We start from the raw sequence: 21996 nt of genomic DNA, 5'->3' as shown, positions 1-21996 counted from the left end.
TCCGAAGATTTCACTTCACCAGCTTTAAATTTAGAGACTTATGTCACAGCCTCTTTATGTTAGTTATTAATTTTGCTAACTGCCGGTATGGTCAAACGGACTAGTAATTAGAAAGTGTCATCAAGTATGTTAGCGAGGTTTGTACGTTAAAAGCGGGCTGAACTAATGATCCTTGCACGGCAACTAACGATACTGAAATTTATAGTAACCCATGATATAAGCGATTTATATTTGAATTCAGAATCAGTCGGTAGCGGTAATAGTTGGCGCTTCGTTTAATCATGCTGGTTAACATTGATAGTTGACGAAATCGCGTTTCTAGCCTAACATTTAACAAGAATAGTTGAAAAAAGAGGTGGCAGTTCGATGGAATTTACAGTGAACCCCCGGCGGTCATTGATTGTGTATATGCATTCGATGAAGCAGGTGCGGCAATTGAAGCGATTTGGACATATTTCGTACCAGTCTCGCAAAGGCCATTACGTGGTGATTTATATGGATGAGGCCCAAGTCCAAGCGACCACGACTAAAATTAATAAATTGAACTTTGTCCGGCGGGTCGAACCATCGTATCGGCCGGACATTGATATGAACTTTGGGGAACGCGTTGACCGCGGCTTCTTTAAGCCGGCGGACGGGTTGCCACCAAAAGATGATGAAGATTAAGTTGGTGAAAACAAGATGCGCATTGTAGCAGGAGATTTTGGCGGCCGGCGGTTAAAGGCGGTCCCCGGGATGCAGACACGCCCGACGACGGATAAAGTCAAAGAAGCGTTGTTCAATATTATTGGCCCGTATTTTGATGGCGGCCGTTCTTTAGATATGTTTGCCGGGAGTGGGGGTTTGAGTATTGAAGCCGTCTCACGGGGTGTCGACGAAGCGGTCTTAATCGATCGCCAATATCAAGCCATTAAAACGATTAATGAAAACATTGCGGTTACTAAAGCGCCCGACCGGTTCAAAGTCTTAAAAGGGGACTCAGAACGGGTCGTTGAACGGTTAGCGAAAACTGGCCAACCGTTTGACTGGTTATTTTTAGACCCACCATACGCGAAGCAAAAAATTGTCGCCGATATTTTGAAGTGTGATACGCTGGGGTTATTTAATGCTGGCGCCCACGTTGTTTGTGAAACGGACCAAAATGCCGGTCTCGTTGATGATATTGCCGGGTTCAAAATGATTCGGCAACAAGACTACGGTATTACTGTGATTACGATTTATCAAAAAGTGGAAGCGGAGGGTTAAGCGATGCCAACAGCAGTGTTTCCAGGAAGCTTTGATCCGGTGACACGGGGGCACCTCGACATGATCGAGCGGGCCAGTCATTTGTTTGACCACCTCATCGTCGCCGTGATGGTCAATACGAGTAAGCGGCCATTGTTTACGATGGCCGAAAAAGTGGCGATGATTAGCGCCGAGGTACAAGATTTGTCAAACGTGGAAGTCAAAGCGGCCACCGGGTTAACGGTTGATTTTATGGCGACGCAACACGCGACGGTGCTCGTGCGCGGTTTACGTAATGAACAAGACTTTGGTTATGAACGCGATATTGCGTGGATGAATAAGTCACTCGATGACCACATTGAGACAGTCTGTTTAGTGGCGCGACCACCATATGCCTATTTCTCCTCGAGTTTGATTAAAGAAGTCGCTAAGATGGGCGCTGACGTGTCGGAATACGTTCCTGATAGTGTGGCCCGGCTATTGAAGGCCCGGTTGGAGGAAGTTAAACCATGACGTCATTGCGCCAACTTTTACGACGATATTGGGTTTTGATTACCGCCGTTATTATTGTTTTGGCGCTATTTTTAGTGCCATTACCGTACTATATTGAAGGCCCCGGCTCGGCGAATAATCTGAAATCTTTCGTAACCGTCAAAGGGCATCCCGATAAACGCGCCGGTAAATTCATGTTGACGTCGGTGGCCCAAGCCCCGGCTCGGCCCATTACTTGGTTGTATGCCCAATTGAATCCGCATTATTCGGTCGTCAGTGCTGATGATGCCACGGATGGCCAGGACGATGCGACTTATGAAAAAGTGCAGACGTTTTATATGCAAAGTGCCATCAACGAAGCGATTGCCACTGCTTATCAAGCGGCCCACGCAACTTACCATAAAACGTATCGCGGGATTTACGTGTTAGATGTCCAGAGTACGTCGAAGTTTAAGCGGCAAATCAAAGTCGGCGATACGATTACGAAGATTAATGGGCAACATTTCAACAACGCTCAAGGTTATCAAAAATATATCGCGAAACAAGGGGTCGGCAAGTCGGTGACCGTAACGTATCGGCATAATGGTCACACTAAGACGGCCACGGCACCGTTAATCAAGCTTAGCACGAAAAAAGCGGGTATTGGGATTACGTTGACCGATAACGTGAAGGTCACGACCAAGATTCCCGTCAAGGTCGACCCTGGTGAAATCGGTGGTCCGTCAGCGGGCCTGATGTTCAGTTTACAAATTTATGAACAATTGACCCAAGACAACTTGCGGCATGGTCGTAAGATTGCTGGGACGGGGACGATTAGTGCCGATGGTTCCGTTGGCGAAATTGGCGGCATCGACAAGAAAATCATTGCCGCTAAAAAGGCGGGGGCGACGATTTTCTTTGCGCCGTACGTTAAACCAACCAAGGCATTGTTAGCAGTTGAAGAAGACCATCAGACCAACTATCAAATGGCGAAAGCCACGGCGAAGAAGTATGCGCCAAATATGAAAGTTGTGCCAGTTTCGTCGTTTAAACAAGCGGTTGAATATTTGAAAAATCATTAAAGTAAGCCCCATTCAGCGTGTTGATGTTGGATGGGGCTTTTTGTGGCCGATACAGCCATCATTTTTGTGATAAAGCTACGTAATTTGCTGATTTATTTTTGTTAAACGGTTCAACCAGTTAAACTAATGATACATCCATCATTAACACGGTTTCCAGCATAAATAATGTTAATGATAAATTGTGAGACGTGAATACGAAAAGCTTATTTTTCAATAAACTAAATTTGAATAGCGAAATAATAATGATGAATTCGTAAATAAATATTTATACTGCTGGCGGTTGGTAGTGCTAAAACAAGTGGGAACTTTGCCAACTTATTCCAGCTTATGTATGATTACAGTGGGACGATTTACGTCATTACTGGGCTGATTCACAGTGCATTTGATTGAATACTTTAAACTTTAAGCTTATATTAATATTTAAAGCATGTATAAAAATCTTAATGATTAATTTATGATTTAAACGATTTAATCAAAAGGAGTCTGGAAGATGAGTAAGAATAATCAACAGCACACCCGCGTCACGGAAAAGGTTCATTATAAGATGTATAAAAAGGGCCGTGTCTGGCTATTTGCTGGCGTGCTGGCTTTGACTTGGCAAACCCATTTTTTGCAAGCAAATGCTGATACAACAACCGTTGATGATGCCACCGTTTCGAGTAACACGACTAGTTCGAGCAATGATATTAGTGGTTCGTCAGTAACATTAAAGACTAGTAGCACTAGTAACGATGAATCAGCAACGAGTAGTTCAAATGAGCGCACGGGTACGGCTGAAGCATCAACTAGTAGTACCGATGAAAGCACAAGTACTAGTGGGGCCAAGACGACCGCCGCTACCAGTGAAAGTACGAGTGCCAGCAGTGCTACGGTGACAGTGGCAAGTGATGAAAGTACAAGTAGTCGTGATAGTAGTACTTTACCTTCAAGTGCCGCGGCTAGTAGCGACGCGAAAACTAGCAGTTGCATAACGACGAATGCCACGAGCGATGCCGCGACTAGCAGTGTAGCCACGAGTTCGAATAGTACGACAACCGTAAATAGTAGTGCAACTAGCAGCCAGGATAGTACGAGTGATGTCAGCACCGTTGATGAGATTGCTGCCGAAAACGGGACTACTTCAGGTAGTCAAACGAGTGCGACCAACGCTGCCACCAGTGATACGGCTGCTAGCGAGGCGACTTCCGTGGCTGATATGGCAACGACGGCGACTGAAGCGACCACGCAAACTGCTACTGACAGTTTGACAACTGCTCCGGATACCGCTTTGACGGATAGTCTCTCGGTTGATACGACCGTCGTGGCCGCTAGCACGACGGTAGCGGATCAACAAGTGACTAACAAACGCGCTTCTTTATTAAGAGCTGCCGCGACGGCCACGGATATTGCCAGTGGCACTTTTGGGACGAGTGCTTGGTATATTGATAGTACCGGTGTATTACATATTGGTGCGGGGACTTTTGACAGCACGACGAACGGTGTCAATCCATGGGCGACCTATGCCAACAGCATCACTGCGATTAGCTTTGATGGCAAGGTGGTTGGTGGGACAACGACCGCCGGGTTATTTAGAGATTTGACCAAGTTAACCACCGTTACGAATGCCGATCAATTTGATACGAGTCAGGTCACAAATACTTATTCGATGTTTAATGGTGATACGGCCTTAACGAGTGTGGATGTTTCAAATTGGGATATGAGTCACGTCACCGACATGGGTTCGATGTTTTATGAGGATAGCAGTCTCACAAGTTTAGATGTTTCAAAATGGGATACTAGTAGTGTCGTATATTTTAAAGCAACATTTTATAATTTAGCAAGTCTGACGGCGCTAGATGTTGCTAATTTTGACACTAGCAGCGCGACTGATATGAGTTATATGTTTTGGAATGACAATAGTTTAACAAGTTTAGACGTTGCTAACTTTGATACTAGTCAAGTAACGACGATGCATTCGATGTTTGCCGATGATCTGAGTTTGACGTCCTTAGATGTTGCTAATTGGGATACTGGTAAGGTAACTGACTTTAGCTGGATGTTTGCCAAGGATAGTGATAATCAATCCACTAAATCTCTGCTAGCTACTTTGGATGTTACGAACTGGGACACTAGTTCCGCAACTGATATGTCGAATATGTTTCTTAATTTAAATGAGTTAAAGTCGTTGAATCTTACGAATTGGAAAACAAATAATGTCACAAATATGTTTGCGATGTTGGCTGGTGATAATAAAATTACCAGTTTTGGGGATATCTCAAATTGGAATACAAGTAAGGTAACCAATATGGGATATATGTTTGAAGCGGACCTTGCATTAACTAATTTAGACTTGTCAGGTTGGAATACGAGCAGCGTGACGACGATGACGGGGATGTTTAGTGCCGCCGCGGCATCTAATCCGATGCATTTAACGTCATTGAATATTGCTGATTGGGATACGAGCAACGTGACCGATATGAGTAGTATGTTTCTCAATAATGTGGCTTTAACTAATTTGGATGTTAGCAAGTGGGATACGAGTAGCGTGACTGACATGAGTTACATGTTTGATGGGATGCTCGCCCTAACTTCGTTGGATGTCTCAAATTTTGACACGAGTAACGTTACGGATATGCAATACATGTTCTTTAATGATGGCGTGTTAACCGCTTTGGATGTTGCCGGTTGGAAGACTGGCAAGGTTACTGCGATGAATTCGATGTTTAAAAAGGCCGCGACGATTACGACTTTGGATGTTTCAAACTGGGATACTAGTCACGTGACTAATATGCGTGGGATGTTCAATACAATGTCGGCATTGACGACCTTAGATGTTTCAAATTGGGACACGAGTAACGTGACTGATATGTCATATATGTTTACGACCGATAAATTATTAGCCGCGCTTGACGTTTCAAACTGGGCGACAAGTAACGTCACTGACATGTCATACATGTTATATAACGATAGTGGCTTGCAAGTGTTGGATGTTTCAAATTGGGATACGAGTAAAGTGCTCAATATGAAGAATCTCTTTGCAGGTATTACCGGTGTTAAGGTCTTAAATGTCAGCAACTGGGATACTAGTGCCTTAACGAATGCCATCGGGATTTTTTACGGTGACAAGAGTCTATTGGCATTAGATTTGAGCAGCTGGAATATGGACAATGTCACCACGGTGGATAATATGCTCGGAAATACCACTAATTTGCAAACCATTCGCCTAGGTACGAATAGTGCGTTGACGGTTGGTACGACCAATGCCAAGTCGCCAGCCTTGAAAGCGACGAGTGAATATACGGGTTATTGGGTCAGCACGACGGATAGTACGAAAGTCTATACCTCAGCGCAATTAGTTGCGGGCGTCGCTGCCGATACGTATGTTTGGCAAACGGTTGATGGAGCGTCGACATTGGCTGCTCAAGATGCGACTCTGGTTGCTGGTCCTGATACGACTTGGAACGCCGCGGATTATTTTGAAAGTGCCACGGATACTGATGGAACGGCGTATGCTTTTGATAAGATGACCGTATCCGGTACCGTTGATCCGACGCAAACCGGTGTTTATGAGTTAGTATACAGCTATGTTGATTCACAAGGCCAAACAATTAGTAAATTAGTCATGGTGACGGTGGCTGATAGTCAAGCTGGGCTGGAAGTTGGTGGTCAAACCACGGTTAATCAACAACCGGCTAACACGTGGCAACCTAGCGATAATCTGACTGGATTAACCGACGATCAAGGCCATTCCGTTGATTTGACCGGGGTGACGTATGTGACTAGTACGGCCGCCACTAGCAAAGCGGCGACAACTGGCACGGTGGTGACGGTCACCGGTAGCGTTGATACGAGCGTCCCTGGCACTTATGACGTGACATACAGCTACACGGATGCGGCTGGCAATGTCTTTGAAAAGACGGTAACCGTAACGGTGGTCGCCAGTCAAGCAAGCATCACCAGCACCGATAAGACGATTACTCAAGGTGATACTTTTGACGCGGAAGCCTGGTTTGCGGGCACGGATTTTGTTGGCAATCCAGTTACTTTTGATAAAGCTAACGTGACGATTACTGGTGATACGGTTAATACTAGTCAGCCTGGTGATTATCAGGTGACCTACACGTATACTGACGCGGAAGGTAATCAGATAAGTAAGACGATTACCGTAACGGTGGTAGCGACCCAAGCTGCAATCGATGCTGGTGATGCGACGTTGACGCAAGGTGCTACTTGGAATGCGGAAAACGCGTTTAAGAGTGCGACTGATGCAGCTGGTAATGCGGTTGATTTCAGTGAAGTGACGGTTGACGGTACGGTTGATACCAAGACACCGGGAACTTATGACGTTACTTATAGCTATACCGATGCGTATGGCAATACGGTGTCGAAGACCATTACTGTGACGATTGTGGCAACGCAAGCGTCAATTGATGCTGGTGATACGACGCTGACGCAAGGTGACACTTGGAATGCGGAAGCTGCCTTTAAGGGCGCGACTGATGCGGCTGGTAATGCAGTTGATTTTAGTGAAGTAACGGTTAGCGGTACCGTTGATACGAAGACGCCGGGAACTTATGACGTTACTTATAGTTATACGGATGCGTATGGCAATACAGTATCGAAATCCATTACGGTCACAGTTGCCGCCACCCAAGCCTCAATTGATGCCGACGATACAACAATTATGCAAGGCGAGACCTGGAATGCGGCGTCCGCGTTTAAGCGTGCGACCGACGCGGCTGGGAAGGCGGTTGATTTCAGCGAAGTAACGGTTAGCGGCACCGTTGATACGAAGACGCCTGGGACTTATAACGTCACGTATCGTTATACGGATGTATACGGCAATCAGGTCTCAAAGACGATTACTGTAACGGTGGCAGCCACGAAAGCCTCAATTGACGTTGCTGATACAACCATTATGCAAGGTGATACTTGGCATGCGGCATCGGTGTTTAAAGGTGCGACCGACGCAGCGGGTAATGCCGTCGATTTCAGTGAAGTAACGGTTAGCGGCACCGTTGATACGAAGACGCCGGGAACTTATAACGTCACGTATCGTTACACGGATACGTATGGTAATCAGGTCTCAAAAACGATTACGGTAACGGTAGCGGCCACGCAAGCTTCGATTGAGGCAAGTGATACGACCGTGGTGCAAGGCAGTACTTGGCATGCGGCTGCTGCGTTCAAGCGTGCGACCGACGCGGCTGGCAACGCGGTTGACTTCAGTGAAGTGACCGTTGATGGTACCGTTGATACGAAGACGCTGGGAACTTATAACGTCACTTATCGTTACACTGATGCAAATGGCAATCAGGTAGCGAAGACGATCACCGTGACCGTTGTGGCTGCTAAAACTTCGATTGATGTGCGTGACACGACTGTGGCACAAGATAGCACTTGGCATGCCGCTTCGGCGTTCAAGGGTGCGACTGATGCCGAGGGTAATCAGGTTGATTTTAGCGCCGTTAAAGTGAGTGGTACGGTGGATACGACAACGCCTGGGACGTATGCAGTGACTTATAGTTATACGGATGCAAATGGTAATACGGTCTCAAAGACGATTACGGTAACGGTTAAAGCCGCCACTGAAGACGGTGGTAGCGTTGACGATAGTGATGATTCAACAGCCCCAACGACTGATGCGGACGTTACTGATGACGAAGTTGAAGACGATGACGATACGATTAGTGATAGTCAACAACTTGCTAACAATGGGAAGGCGACGCAGACTGAGGCGTCAGGAACTAACACTAGTGTCAAGCAGACCGGCGTTAAGGCTAGTGCCGTTAAACCGGCAACCGCTAAAGTTAGTCTCCGGACCGCTGATAAAAAAGCGATTAATAGTGATACTGGTAAAACCACACAAGGCTTACCACAAACTAATGAAAGTACGACTGCCGGCGCAGTTATTGCCGGGGTGGCGCTATTAGGTTTGGCGGGTTTGATTGGCTTGTTTGGAAAAAAACGGCGGGAAGATTAATTCAACGCGTTAGATTTATCAAGAAGTCGCTCGGGATTTTTTTCGAGCGGCTTTTTTGACGACTTTTTCCAATTTAATAAAAGTATCTGGGACCAACTTTACGTAATTAGTAAGTAAAGGGGGCGATGTGTGATGTTGTTAGAAATCTGGGAATGGTGCCAAAAACATCAAAAATTAGCGTTATTAGGTAGTGGCGGCTTGGTCGTGTTATGCGGGCTGCTGGGGTTAGTTTGGCTATTACGACCGGCCGCACCGCAAGGGTCACCCACGGCTGCAATAACCGCGTCGGCGACTAGTAATACGGTAGCACCGGCCAAATCCAAATCAAATCAGCTGGTCAGTAAGAGTGGGTCGCAGTCACCGGCCGTGAGTGCCACATCCGGGCCACAGTATGTGGATGTTAAAGGAGCCGTCAAACAGCCCGGGGTTTATCAAGTGACAGGCACGATGCGGGTCGCTGATGTCTTAAAGTTGGCCCAAGGTATGCAACCGCAAGCAGACCAAAGTCAGGTCAACTTAGCTGCCAAGGTGACTGATCAACAAGTGATTTATGTGCCCGTCAAAGGTGAAAAAGCCCCACCAACCGTGGCTACGAGCGCCGCCAGCTCAACGTCGACTGCAGCAACATCAGCAGCTAGTGGCACGAGCCAGGCCAGCGGTAAAATCAATTTGAACACGGCTGATGTGGCGGCGTTGCAACATTTAAGTGGTGTGGGGCAAAAGAAAGCTGAAAAAATCATTGCGTATCGGCAACAGCATGGTGGGTTTAAAACGGTGGCGGATTTAAAGAACGTGAGTGGAATTGGGGCCAAAACGTTGGCTAAATTTCAAGACCAACTGACGGTCTAGTCGAAACGCGGTCAATTTGGTATACTACTGTCATTGAAAGCGAGGCAAATTTAATGAAAGATCAACGAATTCCATGGGATCAGTATTTTATGATGCAAGCGGTACTGCTGTCCACGCGTAGCACGTGTGAACGGTTATCCGTTGGAGCGACGATTGTCCGGGACAAACGCATTATTGCGGGGGGCTATAACGGTTCTGTGTCTGGTGATGTGCATTGTATCGATGAAGGCTGTTACTTGGTCGACGGGCACTGTATGCGGACGATTCATGCCGAAATGAATGCGATTTTGCAATGTGCCAAATTCGGGGCAGCAACAGATGGTGCTGAAATTTATGTCACTGACTTCCCATGTTTACAATGCACGAAGATGCTATTGCAAGCGGGGATTACGAAGATTCATTATTTGCGGAATTATCACAATGACGACTATGCGATGTCCTTGATCAAGCGGAAGCAGGTCGCCTTACAACAAGTTGAATTTGATCAAACTGACTTGGATAAGTTGGGCTTAGATCAAATTTTGCTTAATAATAATTAGGTGCAAGGGTTATTTTTTGCAGCGATTGGCAGTGGTTTACTCAGTAGTTGGCTGGTAGGCCAGCAAGCAATCGCTGCTTTTTTAGTCGCCATTTGGCTAGTCCGGGTGTGGTGTTTACAGGTGCGTTGGTTGTGGTGGGTCACGGTAATAATGATGAGCCTCATGGCCAGTTGGTTTTTATGGCAAAATCAACGTTTCCAACAGTTTCAAGCCGCGACGCCGCAAGATAAGACGGTGACTGTCACGGTTCAACCGGATGATATTAATGTGAACGGTGGGCAATATCGGTTACTGGCGACCTTGCCGAATCGCGACCGGCTCTTAGTCTATGGGCGCTTAGCGACGCCCATAGAAAAACGGGCGTTGCAGGCGGTGACGCAGCGTACCAGTTGGCAGTTGCAAGGTACGTGGTCACCGATACCGCCGCCAACGAACCCGGGGCAGTTTGATGGGCCGGCGTATTATCGTAGCCAGGGTATTTATCAGCAACTAACCGTCCAAAGTGCGCGCCCACCCAGGTTAGCTTTACGAACCGGCTTAGCCGGGATAAGCGATGCGGTCCATCGCTTGCGCCAGCAGTTTCGGTTAGCCTGTGACCGGTTGCCAGCCACCTTGCGACTGTACGCAACTAGTTTATTGATTGGCATGCGGCCGGCGACTTTTACGCCAGTCATGACGAGTGAACGCCAATTGGGCTTATTACATTTATTCAGTCTATCGGGGATGCATGTCATCTTACTATTAAGTGGTATCCGGTGGTTGCTAACGCGGTTGCACGTGACAACGACTACTAGTGATACTTGGCTACTTGCGTTACTGCCAGTCTACTTAATTTTAGGTGGGGGTAGTGATAGCTTACAACGTGCGGTTATTACCGCCGGCTTGCCGATTCTATGCCAATTATTGACGCATCGCGCCACCAACGCTTTAGCCGGATGGAGTCTGGCGTTATTACTCGGCTTGTTAATTAATCCGTTAGTATTATTACAATTAGGTGGTCAGTTAAGTTACGGGTTGGCACTATTATTAATCTTAGGTCGACAGCAATCCGTTTGGCACCGGGCGTGGACGATTCAACTGGTCAGTTTACCGATGTTGTTGATGGCGACGGCGCAGTGGCATGTTTTAACGGTGCTGGTTAATTTGCTAGTTGCCCCGATTTTTAGTTGGGTGCTATTGCCATTGACGATTTTAGGCGCTAGTGGTGGCTTCATGTGGCCGATAATTGCGAGTTGGTGTGACGCTAGCCTAGCCGTTTTTCAGCATGATTTGGACGTGGTTGGTCATTGGCCGGGCTTGCTGACGCTGGGACAACCGCCAGCTTATTTAGGTTGGCTCCTGGGATTGTTGACGTTAGCGGCAATTCGGCGGCCGGCGAAACGCTGGTGGTGGCGCTTGAGTTTGACATATGCGTTGGTCGTTGCGAGCATTCATTGGCCATTGCACGGCGCAGTGGAGTTTATTGATATTGGGCAAGGCGATTCGATTTTGATTCGGCAGCCGTTTAATCGGACGGTCAGTTTGATTGATACCGGCGGGCGATTGAACTTTCCACAACCGACCTGGCAACGGCCACCAACCCCAGCGACGCCCCGCGTAGCAAGTGTCACGGTCAATTATTTGCATCGGCTCGGATTGACCCAGATAGATACCGTGTATTTATCACATAAAGATGTTGATCATATTGGTGATTTGGGGGAGCTGTTACGACGGGTGACCGTTAAACGGATTGTGGTCCCGGCCGGCATGGCGAAATTGCCGAAGTTTCAACAGTTGTTACGACCCGCTAAAAAGCAACCGCAAGTCATCGAAGCAGTCGCGGGCATGACGTTTGCCGATGGATTGACCGCGGTGCATCCGTTTCAACCGGGGCGTGCAGAAAATGAAGATTCACTAGTGTTAACCGGCCACTTTGGCCAACATCAATTTATGTTTACCGGTGATTTGGACCGCGCCGGGGAGCGGGCAATTGTTGCCCGGTATCCGCAATTGCGGGTCGATGTGTTAAAATTAGGACATCACGGTAGTCGTACTGCTTCAGATCCTGGCGCACTGCAACAACTTGGCGTGCAGCGCGGAATTCTGTCAGTCGGCCGCCATAATCGGTATGGTCATCCGAATGAAGCCACGTTGGCGACGTTGCGCCAGCAACACATTTTAACGTATTCGACGGCGCAACAAGGGATGATTCGGTATCACTTTGGCTGGCACACGAGCCATTGGGAAACATTTTTGAAGGAAGGTAATTTGTATCAACGCACAACAAGCCCTCAAGGCCATTAACAGCGGTGACTTAGCTTCGATGTATGTCATTGTTGGAACGGTGGATTATTTAGCCGACCAGTTACGACAAGACCTCTTAAAAGTCATTCCAACTGAAGAACAAACGATGAACGTTGGGAGCTACGATATGGAAACCACGCCGGTCGCTGTCGCGTTAGACGATGCGATGTCGGCGCCGTTTTTTGGTGAACGGCGGTTAGTCTTTATTAACCACCCGTATTTTTTAACCGGGGAAAACAAAAAAAACAAGGTTGATCACGATTTAGATGCCTTGCAAAAGTATTTTGAGCAGCCCGAACCGGATACCATCTTAGTCATGATGGCCCCATATGATAAATTAGATGCCCGGAAAAAGTTAGTCAAAACTTTGAAAAAACAGGCGACGATGATTGAAATCAACCAAGTCTCGGAACAAGAAACACAAAGTTATGTGCAAACCGCTTTGAAAGAAAAGCAGATTACGATGGCTCCCGACGCGTTTCAAGAACTACTGAACCGTACGGACGGCCAATTAGGGTTGATTATGGCGCAGTTACCGAAGTTGATGATCTATGCTGCCCAATCACAACGCATTGATTTGCCAGCGGTTCAAGCGCTCGTCACCAAATCATTGACGCAAAACGTTTTCGACCTCGTGAATCACGTTTTACGTTATCAGACACAAGCGGCCGTGGAACTGTATCATGATTTAGTGACCGCCCAAGAAGCCCCGTTAAAAATCAACGCGATTTTACTCGGGCAGTTTCGACTGTTATTACAAGTTAAAATCTTAGCCCGAGCTGGTTATAGCCAGGGGAGCTTAGCGAGCACGCTCAAGGTGCATCCTTATCGCGTGAAGTTGGCGATGCAGACGGTGCGTCAATTCAATCAAGATGCTTTGCGGGCGGCTTACTTAGGTTTGTTGGATACCGAAGTTCAGATGAAAACGACACAACGCGACCCAGAATTGTTATTTGAATTGTTCATGGTCCAATTTGTCAACGATCGCCGGGCATTACGGCGAGCGAACTAATTGATGACACTGGTAGAATATGTCGCTTGAATACTAAATGATTGTAAATAAATGACGATTCTGGGACTGACAGTCTTCGGACGTTGACCTCCAGCAAGTTAACCTGTTTCTCGTACCGGGACCAGCTGGCGCCAAAGAGCGGTCACCAGCTTCGTTTTTGAGCTCAGCCAAGACCGCTAATCTCAAAAAGCGTCCTTGTTCTAAGCCGAGAAAACCACTCGACTAAGAACAATATCGGTACGTTCACAGGTTAACTTGCTTCCGGGATGTCTTCGCTTAATGACACGTATTATCTGAAAAGTACGAATCAGGGAGCCACCACTATGCTTGTTAGTGGTGGCTCCCTGATTGTGTCTGAATGATAGTTCAATTTAGCTGGAGGTCAGTTGTAATGGAAGTCGCCGTGCAAGTGGTGTTAATGGCGGTGTTTTTTCCGACATTTACAGCACCGACATCTTTGAAGGTTCTTTCTTAAAGTCGGTTATTAATGGCTAACTTTTGATACGAATAACCACCATCAAAAATGTTCAATCACAGTTTCATATACTTACGTTATTTTGAAGACGAGCTGAGATTAGCAGTTGGCTGACCGTAATGGAATCGTCCTGAAAGTGGCGTTGACGGGCGTTGTTTGCCCGTTTACACCACGGACGTCTTTTGAGACCTGACCTTTGGGCTCAAAAGCGAGGTCCAAGACGTTTCCCAGGCTTGGGCCGGTCCCAGAACGATGGAATTACGGTCAGCCAACTGCGGCAATAACCGATTAGCTGATAAGGGGTGTGAGGCGGGGATAAGTTATGTAGTGGGTGGGTAATTTGGGCAAAAAAAAACTCCTAAGCACAGGCTCGGGAGTTCGTAAATGCACATTACTTAGCGTAACGAGCAGCCATCCGTGACTTGTCACGGGCAGCTTTATTGCGTTTGATAAGGCCTTTAGTAGCGGCTTTGTCAACAGCACTAACGGCTGCTAAGTATAAGTCATCGACGTTATCAGCGCCAGTAGTCTTGGCATTTTCGAATTTTTTAACAGCAGTACGCATTGCACTCATTTGTGAAGTGTTACGAACGTTTGCTTTATTGTTTGTTTTCACGCGTTCAATAGCGGATTTGATAATTGGCATCAGATTCACCTCTTTCAAGGACCAACTTTTTTTCAACAAATGCTATTATACATAAGGCCCGGACTGAATGCAACTGTTTAGTGTAAAGTAATTTGACTTGATATGCGTTGAAACTTGCTTTTTAAGACTGACTTTGCTAGACTATATCAAGTGTTCAGCAACCCTTTACTTAGTTTATCGAGCACCACCGTCGATTTACTCAGTTCAGGGCAATTAATTGAAAGGTGGTTGATACACATGGCAATTTCACGCGAAAAGAAGACGGAACTTATTAATAAGTATGCCCGTCACGAAGGCGACACTGGTTCAGTTGAAGTTCAAGTTGCAGTTTTAACTGAAGACATCAACGAATTAAACGAACATTTACGTGTTCACAAGAAAGACTTCCACTCACAACGTGGGTTAATGAAGAAGATTGGTCATCGTCGTAACTTGTTAGCTTATCTTCGTAAAGAAGACGTTAACCGTTACCGTGACTTAATCCAAAGTCTTGGTCTTCGTCGTTAATATCGACATTCAAAGAGCTGCCGTTTACGGTGGTTCTTTTTTTTACATAATTGAGTTAAGCCCTAACGAGTAACGAACCGTTAGTTACCGGTCGGCTACTAGACGGCATCAAACCCCGTCACGGCAATGGGCGGTCCTAGCTATTGCTTTATTATAAAATGTGGTAAACTGAAGAGAGTTACTATTCGGGACAAGTACAGTGGTACTTGTAAATTTTAATAATATGAGGAGCTTTTTACATGAACTTTGAAAATGTAGACTTAATGACCGCCATGGTGACCCCGTTTGATGATCAACAACAACTTGACGATGAACGGTTGGCAAGTTTGATCGAACATTTATTGGCGCATGGGACCCAAGGCTTAATCGTCGGTGGCACGACTGGTGAAGCGCCCACGTTAAGCGAAACGGAAAAGTTAGCTTTATTAACCAAAACGGCTAAAATCGTCGCGGGACGCGTGCCCATCGTGGCTGGGACTGGTTCCAACAGCACGGCTGCAACGATTGAATTCACCCAAAAGGTCAGCAAAATCGACGGTATCGACGCCGCATTAGTCGTCGTTCCTTACTATAATAAACCGGACCAAGCGGGGATGATTGCGCACTTCAACGCGATTGCCGACCAAGGTGGCTTACCCGTGATTATTTATAATATCCCTGGGCGCGTAATCGTCAAGATGGAAGTGCCAACGGTCTTAGAATTAGCTAAGAATCCGAACATCATCGGGATTAAGCAATGTGCTTCAATGGAAGAGTACGGGGCCTTAGTTGAAAATGCACCGGCGGATTTCTTAGTCTATACTGGCGAAGATGCCCAAAGCTTAGCCGCCAAAGAAATTGGTGGCGCAGGGGTCATCTCAGTTGCTAGTCACTTATATGGTGATGAAATGACCGCGATGTTCCAAGCGGTAGCCCAAGGTGATGTGGCCACGGCGGCAAAATACCAACGCGATTTAACACCAAAAATGGCGGCATTATTCAGTTCGCCATCACCATCGCCAGTTAAGGCTGCTTTGAACCACTTAGGTCAACCAGTGGGGGATCCACGGTTACCAATCTTGCCTTTAACGGCCGCACAAAAAAATAAATTGTATGCAACTTTAAATATTTAATGAATCAAGGTGAAATAATTGAGTAGTCAAGTTCAAATTACGCCCTTTGGGGGTGTCCGTGAAAACGGTAAAAATATGTACGCTGTCGAAGTCGATGGCGACATTTATATTTTAGATTGTGGGTTAAAGTACCCGGAAAATGAATTACTAGGAATCGATATTGTGATTCCCGATTTCAGTTATTTGCGTGAAAACGCGGATCGGATTGTCGGGGTTTTCTTAACCCATGGACATGCTGATTCAATTGGCGCATTACCATATTTCTTAAATGAATTTAATGTGCCCGTATTCGGGTCAGCATTGACCGTTGAATTAGCGAAGATTCAATTACAAAAAGATCCAAAAGCGAAAAAGTTCGATGATTTTCATATTATTGATGAAAAAACCGAAATTGATTTTGGTAACGTCACGGTGTCATTTTTCCGCACAACGCATTCGATTCCAGATTCAATGGGAATCGTCTTGCAAACGAGTGCTGGGGAAGTCGTTTATACGGGCGACTTCAAGTTCGACCAAACCGCAGCTGGTGATTATCGGACCGATTACGCCCGTTTAGCTGAAGTGGGTGCCAAAGGGGTTTTAGCCTTATTGAGTGATTCCGCTAATGCTGAAAATTACGGTGAACCGGTCAGTGAACGGGAAATTGCGTCATACGTCTTAGAAACATTCAAGTATCATCCTGGCCGGATTATTGTGGCGACCGTGGCCTCCAATATCTTGCGTTTACAACAAGTGTTAGATGCAGCGGCAGCGTCCGGTCGTAAGGTCGCATTGATGCCTGGCGATGTTGAAAGTATTGTCAAGACAGCGATTAAGCTTGGTAAGTTACACATGCCTGACGATGTCGTCGTTCCACTGAAGTCAATCAGCAAGTTAGATCCCGACAAAACAGTCATCGTGCAAACCGGCCGGATGGGGGAACCAATCAAGGCTTTACAACGGATGGCGAATAAGCAAGAAGGCAAAGTTAACATTGAAGCCGGTGATTTAGTCTTTATTACGACGACCCCATCGCATTCGATGGAAACGGTCGTGGCGAAGACCCGGGATATGATTTATCGGGCCGGTGCTGATGTTAAGGCCATTGCCGACGAAATGAATTCATCTGGTCACGCGATGAAGCGCGATTTGCAATTAATGATGAACTTAATGAAGCCTAAGTACTTTATTCCCATTCAAGGTGAATATCGGTTATTGGACGCGCATGCTGGCTTTGCTAAAGAAGTCGGGATCCCCGACGACCATATCTTCATTGCGGCTAAAGGGGACCAACTCTTATATGACGGCGATGATATGCACTTAGCAGGTTCCATTGAAATCGGCGATACGATGATTGACGGGATTGGTGTTGGCGATATCGGTAACATTGTTTTACGCGATCGGAAGATTTTATCCGAAGATGGGATTTTTGTGGCGGTGGTCACGATTGACCGCAAGAAGAAAAAAATCATTGCGGAACCTAAAATCACGTCACGCGGCTTTGTTTACGTCAAGACTAGTAAAGACTTGATGCAAGAAAGTGCCGAATTGGTCAAAGAGACGGTGCAATCGAATTTGGATAACAAAGAGTTCGACTGGGGTCATTTGAAACAAGCAGTCCGTGAAAAGTTGAACCATTATTTATGGGACCAAACGAAGCGGCATCCGGTCATTTTACCGGTGATTATGGAAGTTAATCAACATCATCGTCGTCATAAGAAGGCGAAGACGCCGGCTGAAAATGAAACTTCATCAGAAACCGAAGCATAATGTTAAAAAAGTCGGCCCTCGGCCGGCTTTTTTCGACGTGCTTTGCGAAAGGAAACGTAAATGACAGCGACAGAGACCATTACAGCGGCCCAAAAAGCCGCCGCGGCTGCCGATTGGTCGACGGCCGCCGCGCTGTTTGAAACGGCTTATCAGGCCACACAAACGGCAACTTTGAATGAACAGTTGGTCAACGCATTAGTCCAGACAGAAAAGTACACCCCGGCCTTAACTTATGCGATGGAATTTGAGGCGGCATACCTGGCTAATGATACGGCGGCCACGTTATATTTGACGGCCGCTTTAGGGAGTCATCAACTAATTGATGCCCGTATTTTTGTGGCGCAACGGCCCAGTGGCTCATGGCAAACGACGGCGTTTGAACGCATCACGGCCGCTGAAGCGACTGCTGAGGAGACCCTGCAAGCCACGCTAACAACGACCATGCGACAATTTTATCATTTGTCAGAACTACCGGTACCGGCGCAGACTGAACGGCTGCATGCTGCCAAGCAGTTAACTTTAACGAAATATTTAACGGCGGCGCAATTTTTGCTGGTCGACCCGTTTTTGCATCAGTTGACGCGCGTAGAGGTCTTATACACCTTACACGAGTTACGAGTGACCCAGCCCGTTGATTTTATTTGGTTGGATGGAACCAAACAGACGGTCGTTCCGGCGGACTTGCCGGCGTTAGCAGCCGATGCCACTAGTCAGCAGGTAGTGGCAGTTTTGCAACAACCGTTGGCGCAACAAGATGCCAGCTTAACTGAAAATTTACAAGCATTTTTACCTTTACAATTAATGTATTTATATCCATTCTCTGAAAAGGCCATCAGCGATGCGGAACAATGGGTGCAATTAGTTGTCGCTGACCAAATGGGGGCGTTACCGGAAAAAATCTCGGCTGACCAACAAAAAATGCTTGACATTCAGCACAAAATCCAGCAACTTAACTTGGATTTGGGCTGAAAAATTGAAACAATTAGCTTTAACTTACAAAAATTCAATTTTTTGAATAATATCTGTTTACAAATCCGAGAGCACTATATATAATGTTTAAGGATTCCTAGTGATGGGTGAGCAATTTGGCCTTTTCACTAGGATGTAGTATAATATTAACTAAAGAATTGTCGGGCCATTAAGCCATGACATAATTCTTGCGAAAATCACAGGAGGTTTCATTAATGGCAAAAGAACATTATGAAAGAACAAAACCCCATGTAAACATTGGTACTATTGGCCACGTTGACCATGGGAAGACTACTTTGACAGCTGCAATCACTAAAGTGTTATCTGAAAAGGGCTTAGCACAAGCTCAAGATTTCGCTTCAATTGATGCCGCTCCTGAAGAACGTGAACGTGGTATTACTATCAACACTGCCCACGTTGAATACGAAACGGAAAAGCGTCATTACGCTCATATCGATGCCCCAGGACATGCTGACTACGTTAAGAACATGATCACTGGTGCCGCTCAAATGGACGGTGCGATCTTAGTTGTTGCCGCAACTGATGGTCCTATGCCACAAACGCGTGAACACATCCTCTTGGCTCGCCAAGTTGGTGTTGACTACATCGTTGTTTTCTTGAACAAGACTGATCTTGTTGATGATGACGAATTAGTTGACTTAGTTGAAATGGAAGTTCGTGAATTACTTTCAGAATACGATTTCCCTGGTGACGATATTCCTGTTGTCCGTGGTTCAGCTCTCAAGGCTCTTGAAGGCGATCCAGAACAAGAAAAGGTTATCTTACACTTAATGGATGTTGTTGATGAATATATCCCAACTCCAGTTCGTGATACTGACAAGCCTTTCTTAATGCCTGTTGAAGATGTCTTCTCAATCACTGGTCGTGGTACGGTTGCTTCAGGCCGTATCGACCGTGGGGTTGTTAAAGTCGGTGACGAAGTTGAAATCGTTGGTTTACATGACGACGTTTTGAAGTCAACTGTTACTGGTCTTGAAATGTTCCGTAAGACACTTGACTTAGGTGAAGCCGGCGATAACGTTGGTGCTTTGTTACGTGGTGTTAACCGCGAACAAGTTGTCCGTGGCCAAGTGCTTGCACAACCAGGTTCAATCCAAACTCACAAGAAGTTCAAGGGTGAAGTTTATATCTTGAGCAAAGAAGAAGGTGGCCGTCATACGCCATTCTTCTCAAACTATCGTCCACAATTCTACTTCCACACCACTGATATCACTGGTGTTATCGAATTGCCAGACGGTGTTGAAATGGTTATGCCTGGTGATAACGTTACATTCACTGTTGAATTGATTCAACCAGCTGCCATCGAAAAGGGTACCAAGTTCACGGTTCGTGAAGGTGGTCATACTGTCGGTGCCGGTGTTGTTTCAGAAATTGATGACTAATCTCTAACTGATTTTCATTGATTCATTTAAGAGACTTGGAAGATTTCTTCCGAGTCTCTTTTTTTAAAGTCATTCTTGCCAGTGGTATACGAAAAGTTGGCCGCTAAAATTATATAAAATTGATAATAAAAGGCCTTATCGCGCGCTTTTTTAACTGATTTGGTTTACTTTATGAAAGCGATAGGTTAAACTTAACAAGTATGCAATTGACTAGAATTGTAGAAAATATTAATGTTTCGGAGGGAATACAATGGCTGCAAAGTGGGAAAAGAAAGAAGGCAACCAAGGCGAATTAACATTCGAAATTGGTGCTGACAAGATCAAAGAAGGAATCGACAAAGCCTTCCAACGGACTAAGAAAAACTTAAACGTACCTGGTTTCCGTAAGGGTAAGGTTCCTCGTCAAATCTTCAATCAAATGTATGGTGAAGAAGCATTATACCAAGATGCTTTGAACATCGTGCTCCCAGAAGCATACGAAGAAGCGATTAAAGAAACTGAAATCGAACCAGTTGATCAACCTCAAATCGACGTTGACAGCATGGAAAAAGACCAACCTTGGGTATTAAAAGCGGTTGTTACCGTTAAGCCAGACGTTAAGTTAGGCGACTACAAGGAACTTAGTGTAACGCGTCAAAACACGCGGGTTTACGCTAAGGACGTTGACGCTGAATTAGAATCACGTCGCGAAAAGCAAGCTGAATTAGTCTTGAAAGAAGACCAACCGGCTGAAAATGGCGACACGGTTGTTATTGACTTCAAAGGTTTCGTCGATGGCGAACCATTTGAAGGCGGCGAATCAGAAAACTACTCCCTTGAATTGGGCTCAAACTCATTCATCCCTGGCTTCGAAGACCAATTAGTTGGTGTTAAAGCTGGCGAAGAAAAAGATGTTGTGGTAACTTTCCCTAAAGATTACCAAGCTGAAGATTTACAAGACAAGGAAGCTACTTTCAAGGTTACGGTTCACGAAGTTAAGACTAAGGAACTCCCTGAATTAGACGACGAATTCGCTAAGGACGTTGACGAAGATGTTGACACCCTTGAAGAATTGAAGGCAAAGATCAAGGATGAACTTAAAGAACAAAAGGAAAATGCTGCCCATGACGCCATTGAAGACGAAGCTTTAAACCAAGCTGTTGACAATGCCGAAATCCAAGCAATTCCTGATGCCATGAAAGAAGACGACATTCATCGTCAAATGGACCAATACTTGGCTAACATGCAACAACAAGGTATCGACCCTAAGACTTATTACCAATTAACTGGGACGAGCGAAGAAGATTTGCACAAGCAATTTGCTGCTGATGCTGATCGTCGTGTTAAGACTAACTTAGTCTTAGAAGCCGTCGTTGAAGCTGAAAACATCAAACCATCTAAGGATGAAATTGATGCTGAAGTTAAGGACTTAGCTGGTCAATACAACATGGAAGAAAGTGCTGTTCGCGGTGCTTTAACTGATGACATGTTGTCACATGACATTGCAATCCGCCAAGCCGTTGATTTGATTGCCAACTCAGCTAAGCAAACTGCTAAAGCTGACGACAAAAAAGATGACGACAAAGACTAATTTTAACGATTAGCACGTGAGAGACGATCACGTTTAGCCCGAATACCGGTTGCCGGTATTCGGGCTTTTTTTACTTGGGACGCGCCGCTGAATAAGCAATGCCATCCCGGCTGAAGTTGTCAGCCAATCTGATTTCGACTGTC

16 protein-coding genes are annotated in these 21996 nt (G+C 45.9%); 15 read left to right on the top strand and 1 reads right to left on the bottom strand.

Translation table 11 applies throughout. The features are described from left to right. Positions 1-366 precede the first annotated feature (366 nt). From DY78_RS07645 to holA, 9 genes are all read left to right on the top strand, one after another. Complete coding sequence (locus tag DY78_RS07645; protein ID WP_024624687.1) at positions 367-666, top strand: YlbG family protein; 300 nt, start codon at positions 367-369, stop codon at positions 664-666. A gap of 15 nt (positions 667-681) precedes the next feature. Further along, on the top strand, positions 682-1245 hold the full coding sequence (gene rsmD, locus DY78_RS07640) for a 16S rRNA (guanine(966)-N(2))-methyltransferase RsmD (protein WP_024624686.1): 564 nt from the start codon (positions 682-684) through the stop codon (positions 1243-1245). 3 nt (positions 1246-1248) lie between these two features. Beyond that, entirely contained in the window at positions 1249-1737 is a 489-nt protein-coding gene (gene coaD / locus DY78_RS07635; RefSeq protein WP_024624685.1) for a pantetheine-phosphate adenylyltransferase, read from the top strand. Next, the gene (locus tag DY78_RS07630) at positions 1734-2777 is read left to right on the top strand and encodes a SepM family pheromone-processing serine protease (RefSeq protein WP_024624684.1); all 1044 of its coding nucleotides are present in this window, start codon (positions 1734-1736) and stop codon (positions 2775-2777) included. The genes coaD and DY78_RS07630 overlap by 4 nt, the downstream gene beginning before the upstream one ends. 490 nt (positions 2778-3267) lie before the next feature. Then, a complete protein-coding gene (locus DY78_RS07625) occupies positions 3268-8739 on the top strand; it encodes a BspA family leucine-rich repeat surface protein (protein ID WP_056993512.1) in 5472 nt (1823 codons plus the stop codon). A gap of 132 nt (positions 8740-8871) precedes the next feature. Beyond that, positions 8872-9588 carry a ComEA family DNA-binding protein gene (locus tag DY78_RS07620; protein ID WP_029778960.1) on the top strand — a complete coding sequence of 239 codons (717 nt, stop codon included), beginning with the start codon at positions 8872-8874 and terminating at the stop codon, positions 9586-9588. A 53-nt stretch (positions 9589-9641) separates the two neighbouring features. Beyond that, positions 9642-10127: a ComE operon protein 2 gene (locus DY78_RS07615; protein ID WP_024624679.1), complete on the top strand. Its 486-nt coding sequence runs from the start codon at positions 9642-9644 to the stop codon at positions 10125-10127. Next, on the top strand, positions 10128-12410 hold the full coding sequence (locus DY78_RS07610) for a DNA internalization-related competence protein ComEC/Rec2 (protein WP_024624678.1): 2283 nt from the start codon (positions 10128-10130) through the stop codon (positions 12408-12410). It begins immediately after the preceding gene. A gap of 19 nt (positions 12411-12429) precedes the next feature. Continuing rightward, complete coding sequence (gene holA / locus DY78_RS07605; protein ID WP_051385218.1) at positions 12430-13422, top strand: DNA polymerase III subunit delta; 993 nt, start codon at positions 12430-12432, stop codon at positions 13420-13422. Positions 13423-14288: 866 nt separating this feature from the next. Here the strand turns inward: holA and rpsT are convergent. Continuing rightward, positions 14289-14543, bottom strand: a complete 255-nt coding sequence (rpsT, locus tag DY78_RS07600) for a 30S ribosomal protein S20 (protein ID WP_024624676.1) — start codon at positions 14541-14543, stop codon at positions 14289-14291. 237 nt (positions 14544-14780) lie between these two features. Between rpsT and rpsO the strand changes: the two genes are divergently transcribed. The 6 genes from rpsO (at position 14781) to tig (ending at position 21853) form a co-directional block, all read left to right on the top strand. Beyond that, on the top strand, positions 14781-15050 hold the full coding sequence (gene rpsO, locus DY78_RS07595; RefSeq protein ID WP_003639022.1) for a 30S ribosomal protein S15: 270 nt from the start codon (positions 14781-14783) through the stop codon (positions 15048-15050). 239 nt (positions 15051-15289) lie between these two features. Then, complete coding sequence (gene dapA, locus DY78_RS07590) at positions 15290-16162, top strand: 4-hydroxy-tetrahydrodipicolinate synthase (protein WP_024624675.1); 873 nt, start codon at positions 15290-15292, stop codon at positions 16160-16162. 18 nt (positions 16163-16180) lie between these two features. Continuing rightward, complete coding sequence (locus DY78_RS07585; RefSeq protein ID WP_024624674.1) at positions 16181-17911, top strand: ribonuclease J; 1731 nt, start codon at positions 16181-16183, stop codon at positions 17909-17911. Between the two features lie 60 nt (positions 17912-17971). Continuing rightward, positions 17972-18880 carry a hypothetical protein gene (locus DY78_RS07580; RefSeq protein WP_024624673.1) on the top strand — a complete coding sequence of 303 codons (909 nt, stop codon included), beginning with the start codon at positions 17972-17974 and terminating at the stop codon, positions 18878-18880. 215 nt (positions 18881-19095) lie between these two features. Beyond that, positions 19096-20283: an elongation factor Tu gene (gene tuf / locus DY78_RS07575; protein WP_024624672.1), complete on the top strand. Its 1188-nt coding sequence runs from the start codon at positions 19096-19098 to the stop codon at positions 20281-20283. 250 nt (positions 20284-20533) lie between these two features. After that, complete coding sequence (tig, locus tag DY78_RS07570) at positions 20534-21853, top strand: trigger factor (protein WP_024624671.1); 1320 nt, start codon at positions 20534-20536, stop codon at positions 21851-21853. Positions 21854-21996: the final 143 nt, after the last annotated feature.

This window comes from Lactiplantibacillus fabifermentans DSM 21115 (assembly GCF_000498955.2).
In the GTDB taxonomy this organism is placed as follows: Bacteria; Bacillota; Bacilli; order Lactobacillales; family Lactobacillaceae; genus Lactiplantibacillus; species Lactiplantibacillus fabifermentans.
This window is presented reverse-complemented; position numbering and strand designations above follow the sequence as displayed.